Raw genomic sequence first — 17,897 nt, 5'->3', positions numbered from 1 at the left:
ACGAATCTTCCCGCCCGGCACCGCGAGACGCCGATGAGACCGACGTCACGCGGCGGGCGGTCCGACGAGGTGCGCGCCCGCTCCGGCGGGGTCACACGGCCGCGAGCCTGCGCTCCCCCAGGAACGCCCGGATGTCCTGCGCGAGGTCGTCGACGACCTCCATCGCCGGGAAGTGACCGCCGCGCGGGTGCTCGCCCCAGTACGCGAGCCGTCCACCGGGGTCGAGGATGCGCCGCATGAGCGGCTCCTCGCCGAACGCGGCCATGCCGAGCGGCCGGTCGTGGGTCCGACCCCACGCGGCGGCCGCGTGCGCCGCCTCGTACAGCATGTTCGCGGCACCGTCGCCGGCCCGCCCGAACCAGGACACCGTCACGAGGGTCAGCAGGTCGTCGACGTCGACGGCGTCGTCGGGCGAGGTGCGTGTCGGGTCCGTCCACTCCTGGAACTTCTCGACGATCCACGTGAGCTGCATCGCCGGCGAGTCGGTGAGGCCGTAGGCGACGCTCAGGGGCCGCGTCGTCTGCACGGCCAGGTAGCCGAAGTCCTCCGACCGGGCCGCCTTCAGGCGGTCGTGCTCCGCGCGTTCCTCGTCGCTGAGGTGGTCGGTCGGCGGGGTGTACTGGGTCGCGATCGCGCCCGGGTCCGTCGCGCACAGCGCCGCGACGACGCGCTCACCGGCGTCGAGGCAGAGCTGGTCGACCACGCCCGCGCCGACGTCCTCGCCGAACACCGTGTACCGCTCGTAGCCGAGCTCGCGCATGAGCCGGTCGAACGCGTCGGCGGTCCGGGCGATGTCCCAGCCGTGCCCGGTGAGCGGGGTGGACAGCCCGAAGCCGGGGATGGACGGGACGACGACGTGGAACGCCGGTGTGCCGTCGGGCGGCGCGGCGAGCAGCGGGGCGAGGCGGGCGAACTCGACGAGGTTCGAGGGGTAGCCGTGGCACAGCAGGAGCGGGGTGGCGTCGCCGCGCTCGGCGCGCACGTGCAGGCCGTGCAGGGGCTGGCCGTCGACGTCGGCGAGGAACTGCGGCATGGCGTTCAGGCGCCGCTCGTGGGCACGCCAGTCGTACGCCGTGCGCCAGCGCTCGGCCAGGTCACGGGCGTAGTCGACGGGGGTGCCACGCTCCCAGCCGCCGGTCAGCGCGGCAGGCCAGCGCGTCCGGGCGAGCCGGTCGTGCAGGTCGTCGAGGTCGTCCTGCGGGACGGCGATCTCGTAGGGGCGGATGTCCATCGGGCCGGTCCTCTCTCACGCAGGTGCTCACGGGTCTCGGCCACCAGCGAACCGGTCCCGTCGCGCGCCGTCTTGAACCTGCGCGACAGTCGTCAGACGGGTTCGGACCGCCCCTGCGACTGGCCCGGCGTGTACCCGGTGAGGCGCTTGAGGTCGCGCGTGAGGTGGGACTGGTCGGCGTACCCGAGGTCGTGCGCGACGTCCGCGATCGCGCGGCCCTGCTGGAGCCGCGCGACGGCGGCGCGGGCCCGAGTGATCTGCCGGACGTGCCCTGGGCTGAGGCCGGTGGCGTGCGTGAAGTGGCGTTCCACGGTGCGGGCGGACAGGTGCGGCGCACCGCCGTCGAGCGCGGCGCCGACGACCTCGTCGAGCCGGAGCAGACCGTGCCGCCCGAACGCGTCGGCGAGGTCGTCGACGTCGCCGTAGCCCGGGAACGGCCAGCCGGCACCGGCGAGCTCGAAGTGCCCCGCGTCGGGCATCGGCAGGAGGACGGTGCGGTCGCACAGCGTGCGGGCCGGTACGTGCGTGAAGAAGGCCCCGGGCGCGAACCTGACCCCGACGTTGAGGTTGCCCGCCACGTACGGGACCTCGACCGGGCGGGACGCCGGGCCGCACAGCAGCGCGCGCCGCGAGCCGTCGGGGCCGACCGTGAAGATCATGTCCCAGCAGGCGTCCGCGGACGCGAGGTACGTGCCGTCGCTGACGTCACGCGTCTGCCAGACGACGTCCACGTAGGGCGACGACGATGTGCGTTCCTCGTAGAGGAAGCTCATGGACCCCGAGGGTAGACCGGTCGTCCGACAGCCCGGCCGCCGGCCGCCCGTCAGGCCGGAGATGCAGCGCGCAGCCGGATGCGGGATCCTCGCGTCATCCGGTCCTGAGGGCTCCATGGAGGCGCTGTGGGCAACCCCGTCGTCCTGACCCGACGATGAGGCGACCGCTGTGCTTCGTGCTGATGCCGTTCCGCGCGACGCGGGACAGCGACGGCCAGCTCGTCGACTTCGCCGCCGTGTACCGGCAGCTCATCATCCCCGCGATCGAGGCCGCCGGGATGAGCCCCGTGCGGGCCGACGAGGACCTCACCGGCGGCATCTTCCACAAGACGATGTTCGAGCAGCTCGTCCTGTGCGAGTTCGCCGTGGCGGACCTCTCGACGGGGAACCCGAACGTGTACTACGAGCTCGGGGTCCGGCACGGGCTGCGGCCGTACAGCACCGTGCCCGTCTTCCGGAAGGGCTGGAGCCTGCCGCTGGACGTCGCACCGATCTCGGCGCTCCAGTACCCCGTCGACCGCGACGGGACGCCGACGGACGTCGCTGCGACGACGGACCTGCTCACCGCCCGGCTCGTCACCGCACGCGAGGCGAGGACCGACAGCCCCGTCCACCAGCTCGTCACCGGGCTCGCCGTGCCCGAGGTGGACCACGAACGGATCGACGCGTTCCGCGAGCACGCCGACCGGGACGAGGACCTGCGCAGGCGGCTGGACCACGCCGCGCGGATCGGCGGCGCCGCGGTGAGGTCCGTCGAGGAGGAGCTCGGGCAGGGCCGTGACCTCGACGTCTCGACCGCCGTGGCGCTCCTGGTCGCCTACCGGTCGTGCTCGGCGTGGGACGACATGGTCCGCCTCGTCGAGAGCCTGTCGCAGCCCGCGCGGGCCACCCGCCTGGTCCAGGAGCAGCTCGGCCTCGCCCTCAACCGCGTCGGCAGGGACGCCGACGCCGAGCACGTGCTGCAGACCCTCCTGCGGGAGCGACCCAGCAGCGAGACGTACGGGCTGCTCGGACGCGTCTACAAGGACCGGTGGAGCCGCGAGACGTCGAGCCGGCGCCGCGCGGGTCTCCTCTCGCAGGCGATCGACGCGTACGTGCGGGGCTTCGAGGTGGACTGGCGCGACCCGTACCCCGGCATCAACGCCGTCACCCTCATGTCCCTCACGGACCCGGTCGACCCCCGCCTGGACCGGTTCCTGCCCGTGGTCCGGTTCGCCGCCGAGCGACGGCTCGACGGCTCGGACCGCGACCCGGACTACTGGGACCACGCGAGCGACCTGGGCCTCGCCGTGCTCGCCGGTGACCGGGAGCGGGCCGAGCGGGCGCTGGAGCACGCCCTCGCGGTGGTCCGCGACGAGTTCGAGCCGGAGACGACGGCGAGGGACCTCGGATGGGTCGCGGACGCCATGGTCGCGCGCGGCGAGGACGCGGGCTGGGTGCTCGAGCTCGTCGCCGACCTCCGTGCCGCACGACCTGCCTGAGCCGCCGGTGCGTCGCAGCCCGCCGCGCCCGCATCCACGGCAGACTCGCGACGTCGTGGACAGGGAGAACGAGAACCCCGGGGGGACGTCCCCGAGCAGCGTCAGGCTCCTCGGGGAGACGCCGCGCGAGCACGCGGACGCCGCCTACCGGGCGCACCATCCCGAGCCGACCGTCCTCCTGCTCATGCGGTTCGGGGGCTCCGCGGTGCTCCGGGGGATCGACGCCGGCGTGCGGTCCGCCGGGGCGAGGTTCGGCCGGGACGTGGTCCGGGCGGACGACCGTGACTACACCGGCGAGCTGTGGGCCAACGTCGCGCTGTGCCTGCACAACAGCGACCTCGTCGTCGCCGTGCTCGAGGAGATCGACGGCCGGTGCGACGCGAACGTCATGGTCGAGCTCGGCTTCGCGTTGAGCTCGGGTCGTCGCTGCCTCATCCTGGTGGAGCACCGACGACCGGCACTCCCGACCGTCCTGCGGCACCGGCTGACGCGTGAGTTCGACGCCTACGACGTGCCGGGCTCGGTCCAGACGCAGGTGGAGGACTGGTTCCGGCGCGACCTGGGACTGGTCGAGCGGCACGACGCGTAGCCGCTGGCGGCGCGACGCGCGTCGGGGACGGGGGCACGCATGGTGGTCGACGCCGCTCCGGCCCGGGACGACTGATGCCGTCGCCTGCGGCGACCTACCGGGTCGTGATCCTCACGGCGGACCGTCACGACGACGTCGGCCCGCTCGAGGCGGCGCTCCGCGAGAGCGCGCTCGTCGCGGGCAACCGTCGCACGACGCTCGACGTGACCACGGACAGCGGTCTGCTGACCCGCCCCGCGGACCCCGCGGACCCGCCGACGGTCGCCGTGGTGCTCGGCGGCGGTCCGGCGACGGCGCACGACCCGGGGATCGCGGCGGCCGTCGCACCCTCACGTGCCCGCTACGTCGCGCTCCTGCCGGTGGTCTCCGACAGCACCGTGTTCCATGAGCAGGCACCGGAGGCGTTGCACGAGCTCAACGGGTACGAGTGGCGCAGCGGCGACCCCGCCGGCCCGCTGGCGGACGCCGTCCTGCGGCTCGTCGGCCTGTCCGAGAAGGACCGCCGGGTGTTCGTCTCCTACCGCCGGACCGACGCCACCACGATCGCCGAGCAGGTCCGCCGGGCGCTCGACGACGACAGGTGGGACGTGTTCCTCGACAGGTACAGCATCCCGCCGGCGGAGGACGTCCAGCGTCGGGTGGACCTCGAGCTCGCCGACAAGGCGTTCGTGCTGCTCCTGGAGTCGCCCGACGCGACGACCAGCGCGTGGGTCGAGCACGAGATCGCGTTCGCGCTGCGCCACCGCTACGGGCTGATGGGCCTCGCGTTCCCGGGCACCCCGGCGAGCGGGCTGTTCCCTGCGCTGCACGACGCGTTCCGCCGGAGGCTGCGGCCCGACGAGCTCACGGGGACCGGCCACGACGCCCGGCTCACCGGACCGGCCCTGCAGGCGGTCCTGTCGGAGATCGAGCGACGTCACGCCGCCGCGACCCGCCTGCGCCGGGAGAGCACCATGGTCGACGTGTCGGACCAGCTCCACGACCTCGGGTTCCGTGTCTCGGCGGCGGACGAGTGGTCCCTGCTCGCGGAGCGTGGCACGCAGCGCGAGGCCCTCCTCGTGACGCCACGCGCGCCGCTGCCGGCCGACCTGCGCACCGCCGACCTGCTCCGGCGTCGTCACGCGGGGCCCACGGGCGCCAGGCCCCGTGGCTGGGTGGTCCACCCGACGAAGGACGCCGACGAGGAACGCGCCCGGCTGATGCGGTGGCTCAGCCGGCATCGTGCGGTGCGGTCGACGCCCGTGATGCTGCTGTCCAAGAGGCTGCGGGGATGAGCGCCGTCCTGCTCTCCGCCGGCATCCCGAGCGCCGACGCGCGCGGCGACGCCGTCCGCCCGTTCTACCCGGGCGACATCCTCGCCGCGACCTCGTCCACCGTCGAGGCCGTCCTGCGCAGCGGCGCCGACCTCGTCTTCGGCGGGCACCCGACGATCAGCCCGGTCGTGCTGCAGCTCGCGGCGCTGCTCGACGCTGGGGAGCAGGTGCACGTGTGGCAGTCCGAGGTCTTCGCGTCCAGCATCACCGACGAGGTCCGTCGCCTGGTCACGGAGCACCGTGCCCACCTGCACATGGTCGCGGGCGAGGACGGTCGGGACGCGAGCCTCGGCTCGATGCGGGCCGCGATGATCGGGGCTCACGACCTCGCCGCGGCGTTCTTCGTCGGGGGGATGGACGGGATCGCCGTCGAGCTCGAGCTGCTCGCCGGACGGACGCCGCGGGTGCCGTTCTTCGCCTTCGTCACGCCCGGGGGCATGGCCGGACGTGTCGCGCGGGACCGGGCGCTGCCGACCGACGCGCTCCCCGCGCCGGACGCGGACGCCCGGGGGCGGGGCCTCGTGGGCCGGGCGTACGGCTCGCTGGCCCTGTCGGCGCTCGACGACGTCGGCCTCCATGCCCGGGAGCGCTGACGCCGTTCGTCGCGCACCCGTCAGTCGGCGTCCCGCCAGAGCAGCAGCGCCTCGCCCTGCCCTCCCCCGCCGCACAGCGCGACGGCGGCCCGCCCGTGCCCGCGCCGGGCGAGCTCCGTGGCGGCGTGCCCGGCCAGACGGGCCCCGGACGCCCCGATGGGGTGCCCGAGGGCGATCGCTCCGCCGTGGATGTTCGTCCGGTCGAGCGGGTAGTCGAGGTCGGCGAGGGACTGCACGACGACGGACCCGAACGCCTCGTTGATCTCCAGGAGGTCGACGTCCGACAGCGACCATCCCGCCCGCTTGAGGGCGGCGGTGATCGCGGCGGACGGCTGCGAGTGCAGCGAGGTGTCCGGGCCGGCGACCTGTCCTGACGCCCCCACGGAGGCGAGCCACGGCAGGCCGCGCGACTCGGCGACGTCCCGGGCGGCGACGACGACGGCCGCGGCCCCGTCGGTGAGCGGCGACGCGTTGCCCGCGGTGAGGGTCCCGTCGGCCGTGAACGCCGGCCGCAGCGCCGCGAGCGACTCGACGGACGTGTCGGGCCGGATCCCCTCGTCGGCGTCGACCCGGACCGGCGAGCCGCGTCGCTGCGGCACGTCGACGGCGACGATCTCGGCGGCGAACACCCCGGAGGCGACGGCGGCGGCCGCGCGCCGGTGGCTCGCCACGGCGACCTCGTCCTGCGCGCGCCGACCGATCCCCAGCGACGCGTTGCCGCGCTCGGTCGACGCCCCCATCGACTCGTGGTCGAACGCGTCGGTGAGCCCGTCCCACGCGAGGGAGTCGACGGCCTGCAGGTCGCCGTACGTCCAGCCGCGGCGCGAGCCGGGCAGCAGGTGCGGCGCCTGGCTCATCGACTCCTGCCCGCCGGCGACCACGACGTCCGCCTCGCCGGTGCGGATCAGCCGGGCGGCGTCGACGATCGCGGTCAGGCCGCTGAGGCACACCTTGTTGACGGTCGTCGCCGGGACCGTCCACGGCAGGCCGGCCAGGTGCGCGGCCTGCCGGGCGGGGTTCTGCCCGGCGCCGGCCTGCACGACCTGGCCCATGACCACCTGGTCGACCAGGCCGGCGGGCACGTCGGCGCGGACGAGCGCCTCGCGGATCGCGGCGGCCCCCAGCTCGGCGGCCCGCAGGCCGGACAGGGCGCCGTTGAGCCGCGCCATCGGCGTCCGGGCGAAGGACAGCAGCACCACCTCGCGCTCGGTCATGAGAGCACCATCTCCGGCACGTCGCCCGCACCGAGCGGGACCGGCGTCGCCGCCACGATCTCGTCGACCGTGACCCCCGGCGCGCGTTCGCGCAGCACGAGCCCGTCGCCGGTCACGTCGATCACCGCGAGGTCCGTGATGATGCGGTGCACGACGCCCTTGCCGGTCAGCGGCAGCGTGCACTCGGGCAGCACCTTCGCGGACCCGTCGCGCGCGACGTGCTCCATGAGCACGACGATCCGGCGGGCGCCGTGCACGAGGTCCATCGCGCCGCCCATGCCCTTGACCATCTTCCCGGGGATCATCCAGTTCGCGATGTCCCCGCCGGCGGAGACCTGCATGGCGCCGAGGACGGCGACGTCGACCTTGCCGCCGCGGATCATCGCGAAGCTCGTGGCGGAGTCGAAGTACGACGCCCCGGGGCCGACGGTGATCGTCTCCTTGCCGGCGTTGATGAGGTCGGGGTCGACCTCCTCGTCGTCCGGGTACGGGCCGACGCCGAGCACGCCGTTCTCCGACTGCAGCACCAGCTCGACGCCGGGCGGCAGGTAGTTCGGCACGAGGGTCGGCAGGCCGATGCCGAGGTTGACGTAGGAGCCGTCGGGCAGCTCCTGGGCGGCGCGGGCCGCCATCTGCTCACGGGTCAGGGTCATGACGCGCTCCCCACCCGCAGCGTGCGGCGTTCGATGCGCTTCTCCGCGGCCTGCTCGGGCGTCAGCTCGACGACCCGGTCGACGAAGATCCCGGGCAGGTGGATCGCGTCGGGGTCCAGGTCGCCGACGTCCAAGAGACGCTCGACCTCCGCGACCGCGACCCGACCGGCCGCCGCGCACAGCGGGTTGAAGTTCCGGGCCGACGAGCGGAACACGAGGTTGCCCGCACGGTCGCCCACGGCGGCGCGCACGAGCGAGAAGTCGGCGGTGATCGCCTCCTCGCGGACGAACTCCTGCGGCTCGCCCCGGATCACGAACGTCTCGACCGGCTTCGGCGGTGACGCGACCGCGACTCCCCCGTCGGCGTCGTACCGCCACGGCAGGCCGCCCTCCGCGACCTGGGTGCCCACACCGGTCCGCGTGTAGAACGCGGCGATGCCGCTCCCACCTGCACGGAGCCGCTCGGCGAGCGTGCCCTGCGGCGTCAGCTCGACCTCGAGCTCACCGGCCAGGTACTGCCGGGCGAACTCCTTGTTCTCGCCCACGTACGACGCGACGACACGCCGGACCCGGCGCTCCTGCAGCAGCAGGCCGAGCCCCCAGTCGTCCACGCCGCAGTTGTTGCTGACCACCTCCAGGTCCTTGACCCCGGAGTCGAGCAGAGCGCGGATCAGCACGCTCGGGATACCGCACAGACCGAATCCACCGACCGCGAGGGTCGCCCCGTCGGGGATGTCGGAGACCGCCTCGACGGCGGAACGGACAACCTTGTCCATCGTCTGCCTCCTGTCGACGAGGTCATTGTGCGCCGACCGGTCAAGGGGCGCCGTGTGCACGACTCACCCGGGGGGCGCATGGGCACAAGGTCCCTCGCGGACTTACATTGGCGGGACATCAGGCAATGGGGCCTCAGCTTCACGAGAGCGACGGGCTCCGCCGACCGACGGAGCGAAACATGTTGCGTTCAGATGTGTCGAACGGCCGCGCCCCTGTGCGGGAGCACGACCCGGCGCCGCACGACCCCCTCCCGGCGCCCGACTGGGGCGAGATGCTCCAGCTGCTGTCCCCCGACGGCACCCGCCACCCCGACCCCGTCTACGACCCGTGGGTCGAGGACGTCGACGACGACGCCCTCCTCGCCCTCTACGAGGACATGGTCGTGTCGCGCCGGTTCGACGTGGAGGCGGTCGCGCTCCAGCGTCAGGGGCAGCTCGGGCTGTGGCCGCCGCTGCTGGGCCAGGAGGCCGCGCAGATCGGCTCCGCCCGCACGCTGCGGCCCGACGACTTCGTCTTCACCAGCTACCGCGAGAACGGTGTCGCCTACTGCCGCGGCGCGTCCCCGGTCGACCTCGTGCGCGTGTGGCGCGGCAACGCCCTGGCCGGCTGGGACCCGCGGGCGATCGGCATGGCGACCCCGCAAGTGATGATCGGCGCCCAGACGTTGCACGCCACCGGGTACGCGCTCGGCTGCGTCCGGGACGGCGTCGACTCGGTGGCCGTCGCGTACTTCGGCGACGGAGCCACGAGCAAGGGCGACGTGCACGAGGCGATGGTGTTCGCCGCGACCTTCGCCGCCCCCGTGGTGTTCTTCTGCCAGAACAACCAGTGGGCCATCTCCGAGCCCGTCGGGCTGCAGGCGCACCGCCCGCTCGCGGACCGGGCACCCGGGTACGGCATCCCGAGCGTACGCGTCGACGGGAACGACGTGCTGGCCGTCATGGCCGCGACCCGCGTCGCCCTGGACCGGGCGCGGCGTGGCGAGGGCCCGACGTTCGTCGAGGCCGTGACGTACCGGATGGGCCCCCACACCACGTCCGACGACCCGACCCGCTACGCCGACCCCGAGGTCCGTGCGCAGTGGGCGGCGAAGGACCCGATCGTGCGCGTCGAGCAGCACCTGCACGCGCGCGGGGCGCTGTCCGAGGAGCGCACCCAGGAGGTCAAGGAGAAGGCCGAGGCGTTCGCGATGCAGATGCGCGAGGCCACCTACGGCATGACGGCACCCGAACCGCTGACCGTGTTCGACCACGTCCTCGTGGAGCCGTCGGCCGAGCTCGAACGGCAGCGCAGCCAGTACGCCGCGTACCTCGCGATGTTCGGGGGCGAGGGCTGATGGCCACGACGACGATGGCGGCCGCGCTCGGCTCCGGGCTGCGCCGCGCGCTGGAGGACGACCCGCGGGTCGTGCTGCTCGGCGAGGACATCGGCCGGCTCGGCGGGGTGTTCCGCGTGACCGACGGGCTGCAGCGCGACTTCGGGCTCGACCGCGTGATGGACACCCCGCTCGCCGAGGCGGGGATCATGGGCGTCGCCGTCGGGCTCGCCTACCGCGGGTTCCGGCCCGTCGTGGAGATCCAGTTCGACGGCTTCGTCTACCCGGCGCTCGACCAGATGGTCACGCAGGTCGGACGCCTGCACTACCGGACGGGCGGCACGGTGCGGATGCCGATCACGATCCGCATCCCGTACGGGGGCGGCATCGGCGCCGTCGAGCACCACTCGGAGTCGCCCGAGGCGTACTTCGCGCACACCCCCGGCCTGCGGGTGGTCACCTGCGCGAGCCCGCAGGACGCGCACACGATGATCCGTCAGGCGATCGCGTGCGACGACCCCGTGGTGTTCTTCGAGCCGAAACGGCGGTACTGGACCAAGGGCGACGTGGACGACGTCGCCCTCGACGACGCGCTGCCGCTCGACCGGGCGCGCGTCGTCGTCGAGGGCACCGACGTGACGCTCGTCGCGTACGGGCCGCTCGTCGTCACCGCTCGCGACGCGGCGCTCGCCGCAGCCGACGACGGGGTGTCCGTCGAGGTCGTCGACCTGCGCTCCCTGTCGCCGCTGGACCTGTCCACGGTGGAGCAGTCGGTGCGCAAGACCGGCCGGCTCGTCGTGACCCACGAGGCGCAGCGCAGCGGCGGCCTCGGCGCGGAGATCGCCGCGGGCATCACCGAACGCTGCTTCCCCGTGCTGAGCGCGGCGCCCGTGCGGGTCACCGGCTTCGACACGCCGTACCCGCCCGCGAAGCTCGAGGAGCACTTCCTGCCCGACCTCGACCGGCTGCTCGACGCCGTCGACCAGGTCCTGGGCCGCCAGCACTCCCTGACCGGATGGAGCGCGTGATGACCGTCGACAAGCAGGTGACCATGCCCGATCTCGGCGAGGGACTCACCGAGTCCGACCTCGTCGAGTGGACCGTCGCCGTCGGCGACACCGTGACGCTCAACCAGGTCGTCGCGGAGGTCGAGACGGCGAAGGCGCTCGTCCAGCTGCCCTGCCCGTTCGCCGGGGTCGTGTCCTCGCTCGAGGTCGAGCCCGGCACCACCGTCGCCGTCGGGGCACCGATCATGACGATCGCCGTCGAGGACCGCAGCGGCGCCGAGCCCGCCCCCCAGCACTCGGCGCCGTCTGCCCCCGTCGACCGTGAGGTCCCCGTGGTGCCCGAGCGCACGTCGGTGCTGGTCGGGTACGGCCCGCTGGTCGAGGGGTCGGACCGGCCGAAGCGGCGGTCCCGGTCGCCCGAGTGGGTCGCGGCCCACGTGGTGGCCGAGCACGAGGCCGGCGCGGCGCGCGCCTCCGGCATCGGGCTCGCCGCCCACCCCGTCGGGCCGCGGGTGCTCCCACCCGTCCGCAAGCTCGCGCACGACCTCGGCGTCGACCTCAACCGCGTCGAGGGCACCGGGCACGACGGGACGATCACGCGGGAGGACGTCCTGCACGTCGTGTCGAGCACCGCCCCCGCCCCGGGTGCGCACCGGCCCGCCGCGGCGCCCCTGCGCCCGTCGCACGGTTTCCCTCCGGCCGTCCACCGCCCGGACTCGGCGCCGACGCACGCCCGCCTGGCGCCTGCTGCGGGCGACCGACGCCGGCCGACGCCCACCCCCACGGATCCCCGCGAGGTCCGCATCCCCGTCGCCGGGGTCCGCAAGCAGACCGCGGCCGCGATGGTGACCAGCGCGTTCACGGCACCGCACGCGTCGACGTCCCTGACCGTCGACGTCACGCCGACGACGGAGCTGCTGGAGCAGTTCCGGTCGGACCGGGCGCTCGACGGGCACCGGATCACCTTGCTCGCGATCGTCGCGAAGGCCCTCACGATCGCCGTCGGTCGCAACCCGTCGCTCAACGCCCGCTGGGACGAGGACGCCGGCGAGATCGTCGAGCACCGCTACGTGAACCTCGGCCTCGCCGCCGCCACCCCGCGCGGACTGCTCGTGCCGACGATCAAGGACGCCGACCGGCTCGGGCTCGCCGACCTGGCGGACGCGATCAGCGCACTGACGTCGGCCGCCCGCGAGGGCACGACGACCCCGTCCGACCTGGCCGGGGGCACCATCACGATCACCAACATCGGCGTCCTCGGCGTCGACAGCGGGACCCCGATCCTCGTGCCGGGCCAGGCCGCGATCCTCGCGACGGGGGCCGTGCGACGCAGGCCGTGGGAGTACCGGGACGAGATCGCGCTGCGTGACGTGATGACGCTCAGCCTGTCGTTCGACCACCGCCTGGTCGACGGCGCGGAGGCTGCGCACTTCCTCACGGACCTCGGTGCGATCCTCGCCAACCCGGGGTCGGTGCTGCGGATGGTCTAGGAACCTGCGACCGGCGCCTCGACGTCGCCCGACCGGAGGAACGGGTCCTGCCCCGCCAGGAGCGCGAGGCCGACACCACCGTGGGACGCCGGGTACTCGGCCCAGAGCCCGTGCCCCCGTCCACGCGCGTGCTGCTGGACCCACGCGAGGGCCTCGAGCACCGAGCCGGCGTCCGAGAGCCGCCACTCCTCGGCGGTGGCACAGGCGTAGAAGATCGCGCGGTAGGTCGGTCGATCGACCTCCTCGGTGGCATCTCGGGGGTCGATCATCTCGGCGCGCACGGTCGTCAGGCTTCCCGATCCGGTGGACTCGAGCCCACCGGATTTCCGCCGGACAGCCCTGGTCCGGGCGCCGGGCCGGTCGAGAGGGACGTGCCCGGCGGGGCAGACCGCCGGGCGCTCACCTTCACGCCCGCGCCTGGGCCGCCTCCACCCGCGAGCCGGTGCGGACGTGCCGCCGCCGCGCCGGGTACGGGACGGGGTGGGCGACCATGAACGCCGCACCCGCGCAGACGAGCTCCTTGTACCGGGCGGCCAGCCGTCCGCCCGGTGCGAACGACCGGGCACGGTCGTCGGTCGTGACCAGCTGGATGAGGCCGTCGCGCCGCCCCAGGCTGATGCACTGGTGCACGTAGCCGAGCGGCGTGTGCGGGAGCCTGCCACCGGTCAGCCGTGCGACGAGGGAGTCGGCGGCCTGCCAGGCCATCGGCATGCCGGACGCGCACGACATCCGCAGCGAGTTGCCGACCGGGCCGTGGGCGAGCGCCGCGTCACCCACCGCGTAGACGTCGGGGTGCGACACGGACCGCATCGTCTCGTCGACGAGGATCTGCCCGCGGTCGGTCACGGCGAGGGAGGTCGCCGCCGCGATCGGGTGGACGGCGAACCCACCGGCCCACACGGTCACGTCGGCCGCCAGGTCGGTGCCGGCCTCCGTGCGGACCTCCGTCGCGCCGACGCTCACGACCGCGGTGCGCTCGTGCACGGTGATGCCGAGACGCTCGAACGTGCCGCGCAGGTGTCGCCGGCCCGCCGGGGAGAGCCAGTCGCCGAGGCCGCCGCGCACGGCGCTCGCGACGTCGAGGTGCGGGAACGACTCGGCGATCTCGGTGGCCGCCTCGATCCCGGTCAGCCCTCCGCCGACGACGACCACGCGCCCACCGGGGGCGAGCGCACGCAGCCGGTCGCGCAGGCGGAGCGCGCCGTCCCGGCTCGCGACCTCCTCCGCGTGCTCGCGCACTCCGGGCACGCCGTGGTCGTCCCGTGCGCTGCCCAGGGCGTAGACGAGCGTGTCGTACGGCAGCTCGTCGCCGTCCGCGAGCGCGACGGTCTTGCGGTCGACGTCGAGCGAGACGACCCGCCCCACCCGGAGACGCGGCACCCGTCCCTGCCAGCATCTCCTCGAGCGGCCGCGGCTCGAGCTCCTGGCCCGTCGCGAGCTGGTGCATCCGGACCCGCTCGACGAAGTCGGGCTCGGCGTTGACGAGCGTGACGTCGACGTCGTCGGTGTGCAGGCGTCGCGCCAGACGCCCGGCGGCGGACGCCCCGGCGTACCCGGCTCCGAGGATGACGATGCGGTGCTTCATGGCTCGCTCCTGTCGTGGATCGGTGGTGCCTCCTGAACCGGACGGCTCCCCGATCCCTGACGGTCGCGAGGTGTGACCTCGATCACTCACCAGCCGCGGAGCAGCGGCTCCCCTTGGTCCGAGGCCGTCCACCGGCGTGCGGCGCGGCCGAGCTTGTCCGGGTTGACCTGCGAGCGGACGGCAGCGATCCCGTCGTCGGTGACCTCGAGGCTCATGACGCCCACGAGCCGGTCCCCCACCACCGCCAGGAGGGCCGGGCTGCCGTTCGCGGTCCCGGCGTAGAAGTCGGGGCTGCCGCCGACGAGCGCGCGCTTCGCGGCCGCGGGCCGGAACAGGCCGCGCAGGAACTGCGCGACCGCCGGGGCGCCGAAGAACGGCTTCGCGCGCGCCGGGACGTGGCCGCCGCCGTCGCCCACGCCCATCGCGTCGGCGGTGAGCAGGCGCAGCAGCGGCTCGGTGCGACCGCTCGTCGCCGCCGCCAGGAACTCCTGGACGACCTCGCGGGCGGCCCGCCGGTCCACGTCGGTCCGGGCCTTCGGCACGGCGAGGTGCTGCTTGGCCCGGTGCAGGATCTGCTGGCTGCCCGCCTCGGTGACGTCCAGCAGCTCGGCGATCTCCGCGTGCGAGTACGAGAACGCCTCCCGCAGCACGTAGACCGCCCGCTCGCTCGGGGTGAGGCGCTCCATCAGCACCAGGACGGCCATCGAGACCGACTCACGCTGCTCGGCCGTGTCCGCCGGACCGAGCATCGGGTCGCCGTCGAGCAGCGGCTCCGGGAGCCACTCGCCGACGTAGACCTCGCGACGCGCCCGGGCGGACCCGAGCTGCGTCAGGCAGAGGTTCGTCACCACCCTGGTCAGCCACGCCGCCGGCACCCGGACCTGCTCGCGGTCCGCGGCCTGCCACCGCAGGTAGGCCTCCTGGACGACGTCCTCGGCCTCCTGCGCGGAGCCGAGCAGGCGGTAGGCGATGGCACCGAGCCGGGGCCGGAGCGACTCGAAGACGTCGACGTCGACCACGCTGTCCGTGTCGTTCACGCTCACGTGCCGACCCTACGACCCGTGCGGCGCGGTGGGCTCAGGACCGCTGACGGAACGGGGCGAGCGTGGCGCGCACCAGCTCGGCGGCGCCCCAGTCGTCGTCGAACTGGGCGATCACGGCCAGGTGCTGGCGCAGCTGCACGACCGGCATCCGCTCGCGCCAGCCGTCGTCGAGGCCGGTGAGCTCGGCGTACAGGTCGAAGAACGTGCGCGCCTCCGGCGGTGGCGCCGTGGTCCACAGGTGCGCGAGGTCGACCTCCGCCCAGGTGTACGACACGGCGGGGTCGATCAGCGCGGGCCGCCCGTCGGCGGTGGCCAGGACGTTCTGCGCCCACAGGTCGCCGTGCGCGAGGCAGGCCGGTCGGTCCGGCAGGAGGTCCGGGAGCCGGGAGCAGAGCCGTTCGAGCGCCGCGCGGTCCGCGGGGTCGAGCGCGGCCTCGACGCGGGGCTCGTCCAGCCAGCGCAGCAGGCGGTGCCGCGCGAAGAACTCGAACCCGTCGTCCTCCCAGGTGTTGACCTGCCGGCGGCGGCCGAGCCAGTTGTCGCGGTGCCACCCGAACCGGGGGTGGGTCGTGGTCGTGTGCAGGTGGGCCAGCACGTGGGCGAGCTGCTCCCAGAAGGTCTCGTCGCGCGGCCGGGGGTGCAGCACCTCGAGGACGAGCAGCTCCGGGCTCGCCACGACCACCTCCGGTGTCGCGATTCCGCCGAGCGTCCGCAGCGCGGCCAGCCCTTCCGCCTCGGCGGCGAAGGCGTCGTCCGAGGGTGCGTCGTCGAACGCCTTCACGAACACCGTCGAGCCGTCGCCGCGGCGCGCGAGGCCCGCGGTCGCGGCGAGGCCCCCGGTCGCGGGCTCCACGTCGACGGCGTCGGTGATCCCCGCCGCGCGGAGCCGTTCGAGCAGCAGCGGCATCAGGTCCGGCACAGGTCGCTCCTTCGGTCTGGCCGTGCATCATGGCACGTCAGACGCCCGTTGCGACCTCGGTGCACGCACCTCAGCCGCAGACCTCCTGCTGCGGGACGACGAGGTCCACGAGGAACGCGTCGATCGCCTCGCGGGCGCACTGCGACGTGTAGTACGACGTGTGCCCGTCGCCCTCGCGGGTCAGCACATGGCTGCCCTGGATCTGGGCGGCCAGGCTGTGCGCCCACTCGTACGGCAGCGACGGGTCGTGCGTCGCGTGCACGACGAGCGCCGGCACGTCCCGCACGTCGAGGAGCCGCGGCGGGTTCGCCGCCTCGAGCGGCCAGCCGATGCACGCGTTGACCCACCACGTCTCCGAGGCACCCTGGAGGTGCGGGGCGAGCTGCCGGCCCATCTCGATGCGCTGGCGCATCTGCTCCCACGTGCGCACCTGCGGCACGTACTCCATGCACCCGATCCCGGCCCGCGCCTGGAGCCCGCTCTGCGGCACGCCGGCCGGGAAGGCGAACGCTGCGGCGTCCCCGGCGAGGGCGGCCTGGAGCGCTCGGGAGAGTCCTGCCCAGGACACGTCCGGCCCGTAGATCGAGGGCTCCGGGAACGTGAGCCGACCGATCGTGCCCATCCGGATGTCCTCGCCGGTGACGGCGCGCACCGCCCCCTCGACGGGGAGGGGCGACTCGTCGGCCGCCGCCACGAGCGCGTCGAACACGGCACCGACGTCCTGGCCCTGCAGCGCGCACGTCGCATCCGTGTCGCACCACCGGGCGAAGCGGTTGAACGAGTCTTCGACGGTCCGGATCTCCCCGGCGACCTGCAGGACCTCGGGCAGGCTGTGCTCCAGCGCCGCGTCCAGGACCATCGCGCGCGTCCGCCGCGGGAACAGCTCGGCGTAGTTCGGGGCGAGCTGGGTGCCGTACGAGATGCCGAGCCAGCTCACCTGTCGCACCCGCAGCGCCTGCCGCAGGGCCTCGTGGTCGCGCGCGACGCTCACCGTGTCGAGGTGACCCAGCAGGGGGCCCACGTCCTGCAGGCAGCTCTCGCCGACGGCGCGGCTGTGCGCCACGAGGTCGTCGAACTGCTGCTCGGTGCGCGGCCAGAGCGTGAACTCGGGGGTGACCACCGGCTCGGCGCAGGAGACGGGCGTGCTCTCGCCGACGCCCCGGGGGTCCATCGCGACGATGTCGAACCGTGCGCGCAGCGTCGCCGAGAAGATCTGCTCCGCGGCGACGACGTACGCCACCCCGCCGTCCCCCGGTCCGCCGGGGTTGTAGAAGAGCGTGCCGACGCGGTGCTGCGGGTCGTCGGCCGGCCGCCGCGCGACGGCCAGCGAGATGCGCTCGCCGCGCGGCCTGGACCAGTCGAGGGGCACGGCAAGGGTCCCGCAGAGGGCGACGTCCGACCCTGGGCACGGCACCCAGTCGACCGACGGCGACGGTCGTCGGCCGTCCGGTCGGGTCTGCGCCTGGGCGGACCCGGCGACGGGGCCCGTCGCGAGGAGGAGCGCGGTGCCGAGCACCAGCGCGCGGGAGAGGTGACGCATCGTCATGGTCTGCTCCAGCCCGGGACCGGCGCGAGGAGATGGCCCCCTGTGAGTCACTGCGAGCTCGACCGCGCCGTCCCGTTCGACGTTCCTCGTGCCGCCGTGCACGGTCAAGGTCCGGCGATGCCCGGCGCAGCCTCAGCGGCCGAGGGCCGCGAGCGCCATGTCCTCCAGCACCGTCCGGGTGCGCGCTGCGGTCAGGGACCGGGCGGAGTGCGGGGTCGAGTTCATCAGGCCGAACGTCGCCTGGGCGCGCAGCCGGAGCTCGGCGCGGTCGACGGCCGGGCTGAGGCGGGACAGCACGTCGACCCACACCTCGACGTACCGCCGCTGCAGGTCACGGACGGCCTGCCCGTCCCGCTCGGAGAGGGCGG

General features: G+C 74.2%; 18 protein-coding genes and 1 pseudogene. 8 read left to right on the top strand and 11 right to left on the bottom strand.

What is annotated here, in order from left to right:
• Positions 1–91: 91 nt before the first annotated feature.
• Positions 92–1,231, bottom strand: a complete 1,140-nt coding sequence (locus tag Cch01nite_RS17290; RefSeq protein WP_203757735.1) for an epoxide hydrolase family protein — start codon at positions 1,229–1,231, stop codon at positions 92–94.
• A gap of 92 nt (positions 1,232–1,323) precedes the next feature.
• The gene (locus tag Cch01nite_RS17285; RefSeq protein WP_239070870.1) at positions 1,324–2,004 is read right to left on the bottom strand and encodes a helix-turn-helix domain-containing protein; all 681 of its coding nucleotides are present in this window, start codon (positions 2,002–2,004) and stop codon (positions 1,324–1,326) included.
• A 155-nt stretch (positions 2,005–2,159) separates the two neighbouring features.
• Here Cch01nite_RS17285 and Cch01nite_RS17280 point away from each other — a divergent pair, with 155 nt between their 5' ends.
• From Cch01nite_RS17280 to thcA, 4 genes are all read left to right on the top strand, one after another.
• Positions 2,160–3,485: a TRAFs-binding domain-containing protein gene (locus tag Cch01nite_RS17280; RefSeq protein WP_203757731.1), complete on the top strand. Its 1,326-nt coding sequence runs from the start codon at positions 2,160–2,162 to the stop codon at positions 3,483–3,485.
• 55 nt (positions 3,486–3,540) lie between these two features.
• Entirely contained in the window at positions 3,541–4,074 is a 534-nt protein-coding gene (locus Cch01nite_RS17275) for a TIR domain-containing protein (RefSeq protein WP_203757729.1), read from the top strand.
• Positions 4,075–4,148: 74 nt separating this feature from the next.
• Entirely contained in the window at positions 4,149–5,348 is a 1,200-nt protein-coding gene (gene thcB4 / locus Cch01nite_RS17270; protein WP_203757728.1) for a Thoeris type III anti-phage system protein ThcB4, read from the top strand.
• Entirely contained in the window at positions 5,345–5,980 is a 636-nt protein-coding gene (thcA, locus tag Cch01nite_RS17265) for a Thoeris type III anti-phage system protein ThcA (protein WP_203757727.1), read from the top strand. The genes thcB4 and thcA overlap by 4 nt, the downstream gene beginning before the upstream one ends.
• Before the next feature lie 20 nt (positions 5,981–6,000).
• Here thcA and Cch01nite_RS17260 read toward each other — a convergent pair whose 3' ends face one another.
• The 3 genes from Cch01nite_RS17260 to Cch01nite_RS17250 are packed head-to-tail and all read right to left on the bottom strand — an operon-like array spanning position 6,001 to position 8,623.
• The gene (locus tag Cch01nite_RS17260; protein ID WP_203757726.1) at positions 6,001–7,194 is read right to left on the bottom strand and encodes an acetyl-CoA C-acetyltransferase; all 1,194 of its coding nucleotides are present in this window, start codon (positions 7,192–7,194) and stop codon (positions 6,001–6,003) included.
• Positions 7,191–7,847 carry a CoA transferase subunit B gene (locus Cch01nite_RS17255; protein WP_203757725.1) on the bottom strand — a complete coding sequence of 219 codons (657 nt, stop codon included), beginning with the start codon at positions 7,845–7,847 and terminating at the stop codon, positions 7,191–7,193. The genes Cch01nite_RS17260 and Cch01nite_RS17255 overlap by 4 nt, the downstream gene beginning before the upstream one ends.
• On the bottom strand, positions 7,844–8,623 hold the full coding sequence (locus tag Cch01nite_RS17250) for a CoA transferase subunit A (RefSeq protein ID WP_203757724.1): 780 nt from the start codon (positions 8,621–8,623) through the stop codon (positions 7,844–7,846). Before Cch01nite_RS17250 ends, Cch01nite_RS17255 begins: the two co-directional genes overlap by 4 nt.
• Before the next feature lie 179 nt (positions 8,624–8,802).
• On the opposite strand from Cch01nite_RS17250, the gene pdhA reads away from it, so the two are divergent.
• From pdhA to Cch01nite_RS17235, 3 genes are read left to right on the top strand one after another with little or no spacing between them, the layout of a single operon-like run.
• Positions 8,803–9,960 carry a pyruvate dehydrogenase (acetyl-transferring) E1 component subunit alpha gene (pdhA, locus tag Cch01nite_RS17245; RefSeq protein ID WP_203757723.1) on the top strand — a complete coding sequence of 386 codons (1,158 nt, stop codon included), beginning with the start codon at positions 8,803–8,805 and terminating at the stop codon, positions 9,958–9,960.
• On the top strand, positions 9,960–10,967 hold the full coding sequence (locus Cch01nite_RS17240; protein WP_203757722.1) for an alpha-ketoacid dehydrogenase subunit beta: 1,008 nt from the start codon (positions 9,960–9,962) through the stop codon (positions 10,965–10,967). Before pdhA ends, Cch01nite_RS17240 begins: the two co-directional genes overlap by 1 nt.
• Positions 10,967–12,436, top strand: a complete 1,470-nt coding sequence (locus Cch01nite_RS17235; RefSeq protein ID WP_203757720.1) for a dihydrolipoamide acetyltransferase family protein — start codon at positions 10,967–10,969, stop codon at positions 12,434–12,436. The genes Cch01nite_RS17240 and Cch01nite_RS17235 overlap by 1 nt, the downstream gene beginning before the upstream one ends.
• Here Cch01nite_RS17235 and Cch01nite_RS17230 read toward each other — a convergent pair.
• Positions 12,433–12,717: a hypothetical protein gene (locus Cch01nite_RS17230; RefSeq protein ID WP_203757718.1), complete on the bottom strand. Its 285-nt coding sequence runs from the start codon at positions 12,715–12,717 to the stop codon at positions 12,433–12,435. The two genes, Cch01nite_RS17235 and Cch01nite_RS17230, sit on opposite strands and share 4 nt — an antisense overlap.
• Positions 12,718–12,841: 124 nt before the next feature.
• Positions 12,842–13,816: an NAD(P)/FAD-dependent oxidoreductase gene (locus Cch01nite_RS17225; protein WP_239070863.1), complete on the bottom strand. Its 975-nt coding sequence runs from the start codon at positions 13,814–13,816 to the stop codon at positions 12,842–12,844.
• Between the two features lie 61 nt (positions 13,817–13,877).
• On the opposite strand from Cch01nite_RS17225, the gene Cch01nite_RS22775 reads away from it, so the two are divergent.
• Positions 13,878–14,057 carry a hypothetical protein gene (locus tag Cch01nite_RS22775; RefSeq protein WP_239070861.1) on the top strand — a complete coding sequence of 60 codons (180 nt, stop codon included), beginning with the start codon at positions 13,878–13,880 and terminating at the stop codon, positions 14,055–14,057.
• A gap of 50 nt (positions 14,058–14,107) precedes the next feature.
• Here the strand turns inward: Cch01nite_RS22775 and sigJ are convergent, their stop codons facing one another.
• The 4 genes and pseudogenes from sigJ to Cch01nite_RS17205 all read right to left on the bottom strand — a co-directional run.
• The gene (gene sigJ / locus Cch01nite_RS17220; RefSeq protein WP_239070859.1) at positions 14,108–15,064 is read right to left on the bottom strand and encodes an RNA polymerase sigma factor SigJ; all 957 of its coding nucleotides are present in this window, start codon (positions 15,062–15,064) and stop codon (positions 14,108–14,110) included.
• Between the two features lie 34 nt (positions 15,065–15,098).
• The gene (locus Cch01nite_RS17215) at positions 15,099–15,983 is read right to left on the bottom strand and encodes a fructosamine kinase family protein (RefSeq protein WP_239070857.1); all 885 of its coding nucleotides are present in this window, start codon (positions 15,981–15,983) and stop codon (positions 15,099–15,101) included.
• A gap of 70 nt (positions 15,984–16,053) precedes the next feature.
• Positions 16,054–17,529: an alpha/beta hydrolase gene (locus Cch01nite_RS17210; RefSeq protein ID WP_203757717.1), complete on the bottom strand. Its 1,476-nt coding sequence runs from the start codon at positions 17,527–17,529 to the stop codon at positions 16,054–16,056.
• A gap of 132 nt (positions 17,530–17,661) precedes the next feature.
• Positions 17,662–17,897: pseudogene (locus tag Cch01nite_RS17205) on the bottom strand (TetR/AcrR family transcriptional regulator); the annotation flags it as partial.

Source organism: Cellulomonas chitinilytica (genome assembly GCF_016862675.1).
GTDB classification, from domain to species: Bacteria; Actinomycetota; Actinomycetes; order Actinomycetales; family Cellulomonadaceae; genus Cellulomonas; species Cellulomonas chitinilytica.
Note: the sequence above shows the minus strand (reverse complement) of the source record. Positions and strands in the feature narration are given on the sequence as shown.